Consider the following 13,648-nt stretch of genomic DNA (forward strand, 5'->3'; position numbering starts at 1 on the left):
GCGCAGGGCAGCCTGCGCGGTCTTTTTCTTTCGGCCTGTTGACGGTTCAGCCCACGAAGGCCTTTTCCACGACGTAGTGCTTCGGCTCGGAATTGGAGCCTTCCTCCAGCTCGAAGCCTTCCAGAATGTCCTTGAGTTCGGTGTTGAGCCCCATCGACCCGCAGACCATCGCGCGGTCCGTCGCGGGCGTGATGGACGTCACGCCCAGATCGCGGAAGGCGGTGCCGTCGCGCAGAAGGTCGGTGATCCGGCCCATGTTGGCCGACGCCTCGCGCGTGGTGGTGGGATAATAGGTCAGCTTTGACAGGTTGTCGGGACCGAGCAGTTCGCCCAGCATCTCGTCGTTGCGGATCTCCTCGATCAGGCGGCGGCCGTATTCCAGATCGGCCACCTCCCGGCAGGTATGGGTGAGGATCACGCGGTCGTAGGCCTCATAGGTCTCCGGGTCGCGCAGGAGCGAGGCGAAGGGCGCGATGCCGGTGCCGGTGGCGAAGAACCACAGGCGGTTGCCGGGCAGCAGCGCGTCATGAACCAGCGTGCCCACGGGCTTGGGGCGCAGGATGACCTGGTCGCCTGGCTGGATATGCTGAAGCCGCGACGTCAGCGGCCCGTCCGGCACCTTGATCGAATAGAACTCCAGCTCATCGTCCCAGGAGGGCGAGGCGATGGAATAGGCGCGCAGCAGGGGCTTCTGCCTGCCGGTCACGGGGTCGGGGTCGCCCATCAGGCCGATCATCACGAATTCCCCCGACCGGAAGCGCAGCGAGGCGGGGCGCGTGACGCGGAAGCTGAACAGGCTGTCTGTCCAGTGGGTGACGGATGTCACCGTCTGCGCGTCCGGCAGGACCGGCGTGGCGGGGACGGGGGCTGTGGCGGAAGAAGTCATCTGGTTCATGTGTCCGATTACGGCGGTCGCCGCACCTCTAGGTCGAATTGGGGGAATGTTCTAGCGGTGCGCCTGCGACGGAGCGTCCGCGCCCCGGCCAAGACGCGCCTGATAGTCGTGCGCGCGCCAGTCGGCGCGGGCCTGCCACTGTGTCTCCGGCTGCCGGGCGGCGAGGTCGTCGTCGATCTCGACCTCATCGAAGCCCGCGCGCCGGGCCATCGCATACTGGTCCGCGATGACGTGGCCGTATGCCCGCAGACGTCCGGCATAGCCTGCGCGCCGCAACTCCCGCGCGATGGTGAAGCCGCGCCCGTCGGCAAAGGCGGGAAATGCCACGCGGATCGCCGTTGCGTCGCCGAGGCGCGGAAGAAGGCGCGCGAGATCGGCGTCCGGCGGCAGATCGACGGCAAAGGGGCCGGTATCCGGCAGGTCGTCGGCCGGGGCGAACCGGGCGTTCAGCGTGTCGGGGCCGAAGCCCGCATCGGTCACGATGGGCATGGATCAGACCTTTCCGGCGGGCCAGACGCGCCCCCCTGCGAAGTGGATGCCGCATTCCGTCTTTTCGCGGCCGCGCCAGCGACCGGCGCGCGGGTCCTCGCCCGGCGCCACCCTGGTGGTGCAGGGCGCGCAGCCGAGCGAGGCGAAACCCTGCGCCACCAGCGGATGCCGGGGCAGGTCGTGGCGGGCCATGTGGTCGGCCATGTCCCGCGGCGTCCAGCCGGCCAACGGGTTGATGCGAAGCTTGCCCGCCTCGACCTCGAAGACCTGCATGGCCACGCGGTCGCCGGTCTGGTGACGCTTGCGCCCGGTGATCCAGCCGTCGAAGGGTTGCAGCGCCAGCTCCAGCGGCTTGGCCTTGCGGATGGCGCAGCAGGTGTCGGGGTCGCGGCCGTGCAGGTCGCCTTCGGGGTCGTGCAGGAACAGATCGGTGGGGTCGGGGCAGATGACTTTCACCCGCGTCAGGCCGAGCTTTTCCGCCACCTCGCGCTGATAGGCGAGGGTTTCGGGAAAAAGCATCCCGGTCTCCAGAAACAGCACCGGCGTATCGGGCGCGAGTTGCGACAACAGATGCAGCAGCACAACCGATTCAGCGCCGAAGGACGACACCATGGCAACGTCGCCCACGGCGGCGTTCCGCAGTGCGGTGTCGAGGATCGTCTCGGACGGGGCGTCGGCCAGCGCGGCGTTCAGGCTGGCCGCTCGGGCGGCGACGAGGGCGTGGGTATCAAGCGGCATCGCGGGCCTCCTGCTCGTAAAGCGCGGCCTTGAAGGGCGCGGGACCAAGTCGGCGGAACGTGTCGATGAAGGTCTCGTCCGGCGAATGACGCAGGTCGAGATAGGCGAGGATCAGACGCTCGATCGCGGGGACGACCTGATCGTAGGCGAAACCCGGCCCGGCGCGTTCGCCGATGGCGGCGGTCTGCGTGTGGTCGCCGCCAAGCGTGATCTGGTAGTTTTCGACCCCCGCGCGGTCGAGGCCGAGGATGCCGATATGGCCGACGTGGTGATGGCCGCAGGCGTTGATGCAGCCTGAGATCTTGATCTTCAGGTGCCCCACCTCATGCTCGATCTTGAGCGCGTCGATGCGCGTGGCGATGGCCTGCGCGACGGGGATGCTGCGTGCGGTGGCCAGCGCGCAGTAGTCCATGCCGGGGCAGGCGATGATGTCGCTGGCCAGCCCGATGTTGGCCGTGCCGAGCCCCGCCGCCCGCAACGCGGCGTGAAGGTCGGGCAGCGCCTCGCGCCGGACGTGGGGCAGGATGACGTTCTGTTCGTGACTGATGCGAAGCTCGCCGTAGGCATGGGCCTCGGCCAGGTCGGCCATCAGGCGCATCTGGTCCGCCGTTGCGTCGCCCGGCGTGGCGCCATGCGCCTTGAGCGAGATGGTGACGATGGCATGGTCGTCGCGCCGATGCGCCGTGACGTTGGTGTCGACGAAGCTGCGGAGCAGGGGGTCGAGGATCGGCGCGGGCGTGTTGTCGAGGAAGGCTGGGGGCGCGAAGGCCGCTTCCAGTTCGGACAGAAGCGCTTGATCGACGCCGCTGAACAGGGGCCTCACCTGGGCGAACCGCTCCTCGATCCGGGCGCGGATCTCGTCGATGCCATGCTCGTGCACGGTGATCTTGAGACGGGCCTTGAACTTGTTGTCGCGCCGTCCAAGCTGGTTGTAGACCGACACGATCGCCTCGCAATAGGGCAGCAGATCGGCCTGGGGCAGGAACTCCCGCACGGTCTTGCCGATCATCGGCGTGCGGCCGAGGCCCCCGCCGACGATGACCTCGAACCCCCGCTCGCCGTCGCGCTCGGTCATCACGAGCCCGATGTCGTGGGCGCGGGTGACGGCCCGGTCGTTGGGCGAGCCGGTGACGGCGATCTTGAACTTGCGCGGCAGGAACTGGAACTCCGGATGGTCGGTGGACCATTGGCGCAGAAGCTCGGCCACGGGGCGGGGGTCGGCGATCTCATCGGCGGCGGCGCCGGCGAAATGGTCGGCGGTCACGTTGCGGATGGTGTTGCCGCTGGTCTGGATGGCATGCAGCCCCACGTCCGACAGACGGTCCAGCATGTCGGGAATGTCGACCAGCCGGGGCCAGTTGTACTGGATGTTCTGGCGTGTGGTGAAATGGCCGTAGCCCCTGTCCCACCGCTCGGCCAGGTCGGCCAGGACGCGCATCTGGTCGGAGCCGAGGGTGCCGTAGGGGATCGCCACGCGCAGCATGTAGGCATGGAGTTGCAGATAGACGCCGTTCATCAGGCGCAGCGGCTTGAACTCGTCCTCGGTCAGCGACCCGTCGAGGCGACGCGCGACCTGCGCCCGGAACTGGGCGTTGCGTGTCGCAAGGAAGGCATGGTCGAAATCGGTGTACTGATACATCTCAGACCCTCTTGCCGTGGGCATAGTTGGTGGGGCCGGTGGCGCGGAACGCCTCGCGGAAGTGGACGGGTTCGGGGCCGCCCGAGCCTTGCCGCACGTCGGCCAGATAGGCGCCGACGACGCGGTCGGTCTGGCGCGACCCGTCGATGAGGCGGATGGCGGCGTCGGCCTCGTCGGTCAGCACCTCGGCGAGCGACAGGTCGCCCACCCATTCGTCGGAGGCGGTCAGGTAGACGACGTCCCCCTCGCGCAGCAGGTTGGCGGTGACGACCTTGGGCGTGAAGGGGCGGGTCATAGCGCGATCTCCCGTTCGGGCAGGGCCCGGGCCGCGGCGCGGGGCGCAAGGCCCAGCATCAGGACGGCGGGGCCGGTAACGTCCGACAGCGTGTCGGGCAGGGTGGCGAGCGTGGCGGCGCGGACGGTCTGGTCGGGGCGGCTGGCGTTTTCGACCACCGTGACGGGGGTGTGGGGGGCGCAGCCGTGCATCATCAGGCGCCCCTGCATCCAGCGCGCGGCGCGCTTGCCCATGTAGATGGCGGCGACCTCGCCCGGCCGGGCCAGCGCGGCCCAGTCCTGATCGGCGAAACCCTTCATGTCGTGGCCGGTCAGGAAGCGGACCGACCCGTTGCGCTGCCGCCTGGTCAGGCTCTGCCCGATGGTTGCGGTCGCGGCGCTGGCGGCGGTGATGCCGGGCACGATGGACCAGTGCAGCCCGGCGGCGTCCAACGCCTCGATCTCCTCATCCAACCGGCCGAACACGGTGGGATCCCCCGCCTTCAGGCGCACGACATGCAGGCCGCGCGCGGCGTGATCCACCATCAGCGCGTTGATGTCGGCCTGCGCGGTCGAAGGGCCGAAGCCCTCCTTGCCCGCATCGACGATCAGCGCCTCGCGCCGGGCGAGTTCCAGGATCTCGGGCGCGACGAGGCGGTCGTGGATCACCACGTCGGCGCGGTCGAGGGCGCGGCGCGCGCGCAGGGTCAGAAGCTCCGGGTCGCCGGGGCCGGCTCCCACCAGATCGACGTGGCCGGGACGCGCATCGGCACTGGCGTGGGTATCGAGCAGGGTGTGGAGCGCGGCGCGCAGGGCCGTCTCGCCGCCTTCGGCCGCGCGCGGACCGGCCTCGTCGTAGTAGTCGGCCCAGAAGCGGCGGCGCACGGCGCCCATGGGCAGGACGTCGGCGGCCTTGCGGAAGGTCTTGCCGACGCGCGCCAGAAGGCCCAGCCGCGCGGGCAGGCGCTCCTCCATCTCGGCCTTGATCCGGCGGGCCAGCACGGGCGCCGCGCCTTCGGTGCCGATGGCGATGACCACGGGGTCGCGGTCGACGATGGCGGGGGTGATGAACTGGCTCGCTTCCAGGTTGTCCACGATGTTGACGAGCGCGCCGTCGGCGCTGGCCAGCCGCAACGTCCGCGCGTCGAGCGCCGCATCCTCATGCGCGCCATAGGCGATGACGCAGCAGAGGGCGTCGCCCGGTTCCTGCGCACGGCGGATCAGGGTGAGCTTGCCGGCGGAGGCCCAGGCCGCGATCTCGGGCGCGGGGTCGCGAGCCACGACGGTGATGCGGGCCGTCGTCTTGAGCAGCAGGCGCAGCTTGGCCACGGCCGCATCGCCCCCGCCCGCGACAAGGACGCGCCGCCCTTCGAGGGCCAGGAAAACTGGAAAATGGTTCATCGGGCGGCTCCGGTGGCTGTTCCCCAGATATAGAACAATGTTCTGGCAATCGGACAGGGGGAGGGGCATAACAAGGACGAACACGCTGATTACTCCGCCATGGGAGGAACGGTGTCCCATCTGACGGAGGGTGAGCGAATGGCGGTCCGGCTGGACGATCTCGACCGGAACATCCTCCGCGCATTGCAGGCGGACGCGGGGCAATCGCTGGATGAAATCGCCCGTCAGGTCGGCTCAAGCAAGACACCCGTCTGGAATCGCATCCGCAAGATGCGGGAGGCCGGGGTGATCGGACCGACGACGGTGATCCTCGATCCGGAGGCGCTCGGGCTGGAGGCATGCTTCTTCGTCCTGATCCGCACATCGGAGCATGAGGCGGACTGGCAGGCGCGGTTCCTCGCCGCGCTCAAGGCCCGGCCGGAGGTGCAGGAGGCGCACAGGCTGGCCGGAGAAATCGACTACATCCTCAAGGTCCGGGTCGAGAACGCGCGCGCCTACGACCGGTTCTACCAAGCGCTGATTTCGGAAGTGCGCGTGTTCAATGTCACCGCCCTCCTGTCGATGGAGGAGATCAAGTCGACCGTCGCCCTGCCGGTCTGAGGGTCAGAGGTCGCCGGGCACCGCGAAGTCGATCAGGCGCCCGGGCAGCCCGTCGGACAGGTCGATGATGGTGCAGGCCCCGGTCGGATAGCGCGCGAAGTCGGCATGCGCCGGGGGGTCGGCGACGGCCTGTCCTGCGGCGTCTCCGATGCCGGGGTTGTGGCCGACGACCAGAAGGCAGTCGTCGGTTCGGTCCTGCACCAGCGCCAGAATCGTCTCGGACGGCGCGTTGTAGAGCGCGGGCAGATACGTGGGCTCCACCCCCCGAAGCCGCATCCGGGCCAGCGTCTCGCGCGTGCGCTTGGCGCTGGAGCACAGGATCGCCGTCGGAACGTGGCCCCTGTCGCGCAGCCATTTGCCCACCTTGGGGGCATCGGCCTGCCCGTGGGCGTTCAGCGCGCGGTCGTGATCGCCCTGCGAGGGCGTGGACCAGTCGGACTTCGCGTGGCGCATCAAGATCAGTTTCATGGCGCGCCGTCCGTAGCTGCCGTCATCCGCCGGTATGACTCATGTGGCGGGACATCTGCCCGGCGACTTCCTGGCGGGAATAATCGAAGTCGTGCCCCTTGGGCTTGCGGGCGATGGCGCGGCGGATGGCGTCTTCCAGCGGCGCGTCGGATTCACTGCCGCGCAGGGGCGCGCGCAGGTCGGCCATGTCCTCCTGCCCGAGGCACATGTAGAGTTCCCCAGTGCAGGTGACGCGCACGCGGTTGCAGGATTCGCAGAAGTTGTGCGTGAGCGGCGTGATGAAGCCGATGCGCTGGCCGGTCTCTCCCACCTCGAAATACCGGGCGGGGCCGCCGCTGCGATAGCTCAGTTCGCTCAGGGTGAAGCGTTCGGCCAGTTGCGCGCGCAGATCCTTGAGCGGCCAGTATTGATCCAGCCGCTGCACCTCGCCCATGTCACCCATGGGCATGACCTCGATGAAGGTCAGGTCCAGCCCTTCGGCGGCGCACCAGGACAGCAGGTCGAACAGCTCCACATCGTTGAAGTTCCGGAGCGCCACCGTGTTGACCTTGACGCGCATGCCCACGGCCTTTGCCGCCGCGATCCCGCGCAGGACCTTGTCGAGCGATCCCCAGCGGGTGATCGCCTTGAACTTGTCCACATCGAGCGTGTCGAGCGACACGTTGATACGCCGCACGCCCGCGTCCCAAAGGGGCTGCGCGAAGCGTTCGAGCTGGCTGCCGTTGGTGGTCAGGGTCAACTCGTCCAGACCGTCGCCCAGATGGCGCGACATGCCGTCGAAGAACGTCATGATCCCCTTGCGGACCAGAGGCTCCCCCCCCGTGACGCGCAGCTTGCGGACGCCGAGCCGCACGAAGGTCGAGCACAGGCGGTCCAGCTCCTCCAGCGTCAGAAGCTCCTTCTTGGGCAGGAAGGTCATGTGTTCCGACATGCAATAGGTGCAACGGAAGTCGCAGCGGTCCGTGACCGACACCCGGAGGTAGTCGATGCTGCGCTCGAACGGGTCCACAAGACGGTCGGGAAGGGCATGGGTCATGGGCGGATAGCTACGCCCTGTGTCGCCGGGTCACAAGTGGGGCTGACAGTCGCGGCCCCGGCGCTAGGATGACGCGAAGCGTGCCCGACCCAGGAGTCCTCCGCCATGTTCCGATCCGTATTGATCCTGCCCTTCGTCCTCGGGGCCTGCGCCGAACTGTCCTCGGGGGGCGGGGGCGCGACGGCCTCGCGGCCCTCCGGCCAGACGACGGCGCCCGCGCCGCGCCCGGTGCTGCAGGGGCCATCGACCTCGGCCGCGGCGCTCGACACCGTGTCGGAAGCCGAGAAGGCCGCCGCGCGACAGGCCGCCGCCAGCGCGCCGGCAGGCGGCGAACTGGGGCAGGCGACGGTCGCACTGGGCAGCCCGACCGATCCGGGGCTGTGGGTCAAGACGTCGCTGGTGACGCAGGACACGCCCGGCACGGTGCGGACGGGCGCGGGCGATGCCATCGCGGTGACGCTCCGCCCCCTCGGGTCGGACGGGGGGGCGCAGATCTCGCTCTCGGCGTTGCAGGCCCTGGGCCTGCCGCTTGCCGGGCTGCACCCCGTCACGCTGGCGCGCACGGGGTAAGCCGCCGCGCGGGTTCAGGCGGCGGGCATCCGTCGCTCCACGATGCCGGCCCACCAGGAACATCCGGCGGGAATGGCTTCGTCGGTGAAATCGTATTCCGGATGGTGCACGGCGGCCGTGTCGCCGTTGCCGACCAGGATATAGGCGCCGGGCCGTTCCTCCAGCATGAAGGCGAAATCCTCGCCCCCCATGACCAGGGGCGCCGTCTCGCAGTCGCCAGACACCTCGCGCGCGACTTCGGCGGCGAAGTCGGTCTGTTCCTCGTGGTTCACCATGACCGGATAGCCGCGGTGATAGGCGACTTCGGCCGCACCGCCGAAGGTGCCGCAGATGCCGTCGCTGATTTCCCTGATCCGCCGCTCCGCCAGGTCGCGCATGGCGGTGGACATGGTGCGGACCGTGCCTTTCAGGTGCACGCGCTGCGGGATCACGTTGAACGCCTTGGACGACGATTCCATCGACGTGACCGACACGACGATCTGGTCCACGGGGTCGGCGTTGCGCGACACGATGGTTTGCAGTGCGGTGATCAGATGCGCGGCCATGACGCCGGTATCCACGACCTCATGGGGCTTGGCGGCATGGCCGCCGCGCCCCTCCAGCGTGATGTCGAACTGGTCGGTGGCCGCAAAGAAGGCGCCGGGGCGGATCGCGAAGCTGCCGACCGGGCGCCCGGGCCAGTTGTGCATGCCGTAGACCTCCTGGATGTTCCAGCGGTCCATCAGGCCGTCGTCGCACATCTCCTTGCCGCCGCCGCCGCCTTCCTCGGCGGGCTGGAAGATCACCACCACGGTGCCGTCGAAGTTGCGCGTCTCGGCGAGGTATTTCGCAGCGCCGAGCAGCATGGCGGTATGGCCGTCGTGGCCGCAGGCGTGCATCGCGCCGGCCGTCTTGCTGGCGTATTCCTTGCCCGTCTGCTCGTGGATCGGCAGCGCGTCCATGTCGGCGCGCAGGCCGATGACGCGGCCGCCGTCGGTCTTGCCGCGGATGACGCCGACCACGCCGGTGCGGCCGATCCCCTCGACCACCTCGTCGCAGCCGAAGTCGCGCAGGCGGTCGGCCACGACCTTGCTGGTGCGGTGGGTGTCGAACAGGATCTCGGGGTTCTCGTGCAGGTCGCGGCGCCACTCGGTGATCTCGGGCAGCAGTTCGGCAAAGCGGTTCTTGACGGGCATGACGGGTCTCCTTCGCGCGCGAAGGTGCGACGGCTGCGCGCCGCCCGCAAGGGGTCAGCCGTCGTCGTCCCGCGAGAGCCGGCCGTCCAGATGCAGATCGGTGCGCCGGGGCAGGGTGAAGCCCGCCCCCGTCAGCGCACCCTCGACGGCGAGGCGCACGCGCGACGCGGTGGCGATGACATCCTTCTGCGTGGGCTCGGTCCACCACCGCACGCGCACGATCTTGGACAGGCTGTCGATGTCCTGCGCCTGCGCATCGGGGGCGGGGTCGGCCGTGACACCGTCCACCCCACGCGCGGCCTGCAACGCCACCTCCACGGCACGCGACCAGTCGTCGTGCAGCGCGACGGGGAAATCCTGCTGCGACCGGCGCGCGGCGAAGGCCGTGTTGACGGTGACGGCGTCGGTATAGACCTCGGCATTGGGGATCACGACGCGGCGGCCGTCATAGGTGCGGATCAGGGTGGCGCGGGTCTCGATATGCTCGACGGTGCCCTCGAAGGTCCCGACCGAAATCTGGTCGCCCACCTGGAACGGTTGGCGGATCAGCAGCAGGATGCCCGACAAGAGGTTCTGCAGGATGTCCTTGAAAGCGAAGCCGATGGCCACCGATCCGATTCCCAGCCCCGCAATCAAGTCACCGGGCCGGAGCGAGGGCGTCACCACCGTCAGCGCCAGCAGCGCGCCCGCGAGCCAGACGATCCACTTGATGACGCTGCCGACCACGGCCCCCAGGTCGGCGCGCCGGCGGTTGCGGGCAAGGCGCCGGATGCTGAAGGCGACGGCCAACCCCAGGGCCACGAAGATCGCCAGCAGGACGAGCGCGACCGCGATGTTGGGGATCAGCCGGAAGAATCCGTCGAGCCAGGCGTCGAGCTTGTCGATGATGAGGCCGGGATCGGCCTCGATCTGTTCCGGCGTCGGTACGTCGTCTTCCATCCGTCCCCCCTGCGCATCGGAACCGCCCCGGCGGCGGCCCGGTTCCGCCGTGTCAGACCAGAGTCTCGACGACCCGCCGCATCAGGGCCTCGCCCTTGTGAAACTGGTCCTTGTCGATCCATTCGTCGGGCTGATGCGCCTGGGCGATGTCGCCGGGGCCGCAGACCACGGCGGAATAGCCGCGTTCCTGGAACTGCCCCGCCTCGGTCCCGTAGGTCACGACATGGGTACCGTTATCGCCCGTCAGCCGCCGGATCAGCGCTTCGGCCGCGCCGCCGTCCTCGGGTGTGAGAGCGGGCACGCCGTTCATGCGCTCCCACGTCACGCCGGCCTTCGGGTTCTTCGCGCGCAGCCCTGCATCCAGTTCTTCCAGCATTGCGTTGAGCGCCGCCTCGTGCCGGCCCAGGTCATCGCCCGCGGGCACCCGAAACCCCAGTCGCAGGCCGCAGTCCCTCGCCGTGATGTTGTGCGCCGTGCCGCCCGCGATCATGCCGACGTGGGTTGTGGTATGCGGCGGGTCGAAGGTTGCCGACACCGGGTCGGGCGTCTCGGCCATCAGGCGGTCGTTCCAGTCGTTCACCCATTGCAGGATGCGCCCCGCCTCGTGGATGGCCGACACCCCCTGCGGCAGCTTGGAGGAATGGACCTCGAACCCGTGGACGTCGATCTGGAACATGGCCGAGGCGTTGTGGCCGGTGACGGGGCGCAGCATCGACGGCTCGCCGATGATGGCGGCGGCGGCGCGGGGCAGGTGGGCCACCATGTCGTCGATCATGGGCGGCGCGCCGATGCAGCCCACCTCCTCGTCGTAGGACAGCGCGATCTGCAGCGGGCGCGACACGCCGCAGGCGAGCGCATGGGGCACCATGGCCAGCGCGATGGCGTCGAACCCCTTCATGTCGCAGGTGCCGCGGCCATAGTATTTCCCGTCCCGCTCGGTCACGGCGAAGGGGTCGAAGGTCCAGTCCTGGCCGTCGATGGGCACGACGTCGGTATGGCCCGACAGGACGACGCCGCCCGGCACCTCCGGCCCGACGTTGGCATAGATCGCGGCCTTCCGTCCCGTCGCATCCGGCACGCGGCGCGCGGTCACGCCGTAGCTGCCGAGGTATTCCTCCACCCAGTCCACGAGGGCGAGGTTCGAGTCGCGGCTGACGGTCGGGAAGGCGACCAGCGTCTCCATGATCTCATAGGCGGTCAGGTTCATTGGCTTGCGGGTCATCTGGGCACCTCCGCCTTCATCCGTGGGGCGGGACCGGGCGAAGGTCAAGCCGTGGAAAGACCGCGGCAAACGCCTTGCGGGCGGCGGCGCATCTGATAGCCTGCTGCGACAGGACGGGCACGAGACCCGCAGATCACGGGGAGTGGTGGATGCCGGACGGCGACACCGGGAACGTGCTCGAGGTCCGCGACCTCCGCACGGTCTTTCAGACACGGGGCGGCGAGGTTCACGCCGTCAATTCCGTCAGCTTCGAGGTGAAGCCGGGCGAGTTGCTGGGCGTCGTGGGCGAATCCGGCTCGGGCAAGTCGGTGACGATGATGTCGCTGGTCGGCCTGTTGCCGTCCCCCCCGGCCGAGGTGCGCGAAGGCCGCGTCCTGCTGGCGGGCGAGGACCTGCTGCGCGTCACCCCCGCCCGCCTGCGTGAGGTGCGCGGCGGCGAGGTGGGGTTCATCTTCCAGGACCCGATGACCTCGCTCAACCCGGTGTTCACCGTGGGCTATCAGATCATGGAGCCGATCCGCCGGCACATGGGCCTCGGCAAGAAGCAGGCTCGCGAGCGCGCGGTCGAGCTGCTGGAGCTGGTGGGCATCCCGTCGGCCCGCGACCGTCTGTCGGACTATCCGCACCAGTTTTCGGGCGGGATGCGCCAGCGTGTCATGATCGCCATGGCGCTGGCCTGCGACCCCAAGGTGCTGATCGCGGATGAGCCGACGACCGCGCTCGATGTGACCATCCAGGCGCAGATCCTGGAGATCGTGGCCGACCTGCGCGCGCGGCTGGGGATGGCCATCGTCTGGATCACGCACGATCTGGGCGTCATTGCGGGCATCGCGGACCGGGTGCTGGTGATGTACGGCGGGCAGGTGGTGGAACAGGCGCCGGTGCATCCGCTGTTCAACGACCCGCGCCATCCCTACACCCGCGCGCTGCTGCGGACGATCCCTACGGTCACGGGCGCGCGGGCCGAGAAGCTCGAGGTGATCGAGGGGCAGCCGCCGATCCTGGGGGCGGCGCCCACGGCCTGCCCGTTCCGCGACCGATGCCCGCTGGTCTTCGACCGCTGTCATGCCGAGAACCCGGCGCGCGAGGTGGTGGCCCCCGAACACGACGTGGCCTGTTTCCATCCAAGCGCCCGTTCGGGAACGGGGGGCGCGTCATGAAGCCGCTGGTCGAGGTCCGCGACCTGAAGATGCACTTCCCGATCCATGCGGGCCTTCTGCGCCGGAAGGTGGGCGCGGTGAAGGCCGTGGATGGCGTGACGTTTTCGATCATGGAGGGCGAGACGCTGGGCCTTGTGGGGGAATCGGGCTGCGGCAAGTCCACCTGCGGGCGGGCCGTCCTGCGGCTTTACGACATCACGGCGGGCGAGATCGTCATCGACGGGCAGGAGATCGGGTCGGTCCCCCAGGGAAAGCTGCGCGCTCTGCGGCCCACGATGCAGATGGTGTTCCAGGATCCGCAGGCGTCGCTGAACCCGCGCATGACGGTGGGGTCCATCATCGCCGAGCCGCTGGACGAGCACACCGACCTGTCGAAGGCCGAAAAGCGCGAGCGCGTGGCGGAGCTGATGGACAGGGTCGGCCTGAACCGCGCCTTCCTGAACCGCTATCCCCACGAATTCTCGGGCGGTCAGCGGCAGCGCATCGGCATCGCGCGGGCGCTGGCGCTCAACCCCCGGTTCATCGTCTGCGACGAGCCCATCGCCGCGCTCGACGTGTCGATCCAGGCGCAGGTGGTGAACCTGCTGGAGGAGTTGCAGGACAGCCTCGGCCTCACCTACCTATTCATCAGCCACGACCTGTCGATGGTGCGCCACATCGCCGACCGGGTGGCCGTCATGTATCTGGGCAAGGTGGTGGAGCTTGCGCCGCGCGACGACCTCTACGACCGGCCGCTGCATCCCTATACCGAGGCGCTGCTGTCGGCGGTGCCCGAGCCTGATCCCGCGAAGGCGGGCCAGACGCGCGAACGGATCGTGCTGCAGGGCGATGTGCCCAGCCCCGCGAACCCGCCCGAAGGCTGCAATTTCTGCACCCGTTGCCCGCGGGTGATGGACGTCTGCCGCCGCATCGACCCCGAGTTCCGCGAGGTGGCCCCCGGCCGGTTCGCGGCGTGCCACCTGCACGACGAAAGATACCAAGGTGCGGGCCCAACCGCATGACCCAGAGGCATCGACCGGAGATCGAGCCCCCAACACGGAGAG

The 13,648-nt window shown here is 69.1% G+C and carries 15 protein-coding genes; 4 read left to right on the forward strand and 11 right to left on the reverse strand.

Annotated features, from left to right (window positions below; genetic code table 11):
- Positions 1-46 precede the first annotated feature (46 nt).
- The 6 genes from JAN5088_RS02715 to cysG are packed head-to-tail and all read right to left on the reverse strand — an operon-like array spanning position 47 to position 5,435.
- A complete protein-coding gene (locus JAN5088_RS02715) occupies positions 47-886 on the reverse strand; it encodes a ferredoxin--NADP reductase (protein WP_233489702.1) in 840 nt (279 codons plus the stop codon).
- A gap of 60 nt (positions 887-946) precedes the next feature.
- Complete coding sequence (locus tag JAN5088_RS02720; protein ID WP_082429784.1) at positions 947-1,384, reverse strand: DUF934 domain-containing protein; 438 nt, start codon at positions 1,382-1,384, stop codon at positions 947-949.
- A 3-nt stretch (positions 1,385-1,387) separates the two neighbouring features.
- Positions 1,388-2,122 (reverse strand): phosphoadenylyl-sulfate reductase, encoded by a 735-nt coding sequence (locus JAN5088_RS02725; RefSeq protein WP_055681278.1) that lies wholly within the window; start codon positions 2,120-2,122, stop codon positions 1,388-1,390.
- Positions 2,112-3,761 carry a nitrite/sulfite reductase gene (locus JAN5088_RS02730; RefSeq protein WP_055681279.1) on the reverse strand — a complete coding sequence of 550 codons (1,650 nt, stop codon included), beginning with the start codon at positions 3,759-3,761 and terminating at the stop codon, positions 2,112-2,114. Before JAN5088_RS02730 ends, JAN5088_RS02725 begins: the two co-directional genes overlap by 11 nt.
- Before the next feature lies 1 nt (position 3,762).
- Positions 3,763-4,056, reverse strand: a complete 294-nt coding sequence (locus JAN5088_RS02735) for a DUF2849 domain-containing protein (protein ID WP_055681280.1) — start codon at positions 4,054-4,056, stop codon at positions 3,763-3,765.
- Positions 4,053-5,435: a siroheme synthase CysG gene (gene cysG / locus JAN5088_RS02740; RefSeq protein WP_055681281.1), complete on the reverse strand. Its 1,383-nt coding sequence runs from the start codon at positions 5,433-5,435 to the stop codon at positions 4,053-4,055. Before cysG ends, JAN5088_RS02735 begins: the two co-directional genes overlap by 4 nt.
- Positions 5,436-5,573: 138 nt before the next feature.
- Between cysG and JAN5088_RS02745 the strand changes: the two genes are divergently transcribed.
- Positions 5,574-6,035, forward strand: a complete 462-nt coding sequence (locus tag JAN5088_RS02745) for an Lrp/AsnC family transcriptional regulator (protein WP_055681282.1) — start codon at positions 5,574-5,576, stop codon at positions 6,033-6,035.
- A 3-nt stretch (positions 6,036-6,038) separates the two neighbouring features.
- On the opposite strand, the gene JAN5088_RS02750 is transcribed toward JAN5088_RS02745, so the two are convergent.
- Positions 6,039-6,503 carry a SixA phosphatase family protein gene (locus JAN5088_RS02750; protein ID WP_055681283.1) on the reverse strand — a complete coding sequence of 155 codons (465 nt, stop codon included), beginning with the start codon at positions 6,501-6,503 and terminating at the stop codon, positions 6,039-6,041.
- Positions 6,504-6,525: 22 nt separating this feature from the next.
- Positions 6,526-7,539 (reverse strand): GTP 3',8-cyclase MoaA, encoded by a 1,014-nt coding sequence (moaA, locus tag JAN5088_RS02755; RefSeq protein ID WP_055681284.1) that lies wholly within the window; start codon positions 7,537-7,539, stop codon positions 6,526-6,528.
- A 105-nt stretch (positions 7,540-7,644) separates the two neighbouring features.
- On the opposite strand from moaA, the gene JAN5088_RS02760 reads away from it, so the two are divergent.
- The gene (locus tag JAN5088_RS02760; protein ID WP_055681285.1) at positions 7,645-8,109 is read left to right on the forward strand and encodes a hypothetical protein; all 465 of its coding nucleotides are present in this window, start codon (positions 7,645-7,647) and stop codon (positions 8,107-8,109) included.
- A 14-nt stretch (positions 8,110-8,123) separates the two neighbouring features.
- Here the strand turns inward: JAN5088_RS02760 and JAN5088_RS02765 are convergent, their stop codons facing one another.
- From JAN5088_RS02765 to argE, 3 genes are read right to left on the reverse strand one after another with little or no spacing between them, the layout of a single operon-like run.
- Positions 8,124-9,284 (reverse strand): M20 aminoacylase family protein, encoded by a 1,161-nt coding sequence (locus JAN5088_RS02765; protein ID WP_055681286.1) that lies wholly within the window; start codon positions 9,282-9,284, stop codon positions 8,124-8,126.
- Between the two features lie 54 nt (positions 9,285-9,338).
- Positions 9,339-10,223 carry a mechanosensitive ion channel family protein gene (locus JAN5088_RS02770; protein WP_055681287.1) on the reverse strand — a complete coding sequence of 295 codons (885 nt, stop codon included), beginning with the start codon at positions 10,221-10,223 and terminating at the stop codon, positions 9,339-9,341.
- 52 nt (positions 10,224-10,275) lie between these two features.
- A complete protein-coding gene (gene argE / locus JAN5088_RS02775; protein WP_233489699.1) occupies positions 10,276-11,445 on the reverse strand; it encodes an acetylornithine deacetylase in 1,170 nt (389 codons plus the stop codon).
- 149 nt (positions 11,446-11,594) lie between these two features.
- On the opposite strand from argE, the gene JAN5088_RS02780 reads away from it, so the two are divergent.
- A complete protein-coding gene (locus JAN5088_RS02780) occupies positions 11,595-12,605 on the forward strand; it encodes an ABC transporter ATP-binding protein (RefSeq protein ID WP_055681289.1) in 1,011 nt (336 codons plus the stop codon).
- Positions 12,602-13,606: an ABC transporter ATP-binding protein gene (locus JAN5088_RS02785; RefSeq protein ID WP_055681290.1), complete on the forward strand. Its 1,005-nt coding sequence runs from the start codon at positions 12,602-12,604 to the stop codon at positions 13,604-13,606. Before JAN5088_RS02780 ends, JAN5088_RS02785 begins: the two co-directional genes overlap by 4 nt.
- The last annotated feature ends 42 nt before the right edge of the window (positions 13,607-13,648 follow it).

Source organism: Jannaschia rubra (genome assembly GCF_001403735.1).
Classification (GTDB): Bacteria; Pseudomonadota; Alphaproteobacteria; order Rhodobacterales; family Rhodobacteraceae; genus Jannaschia; species Jannaschia rubra.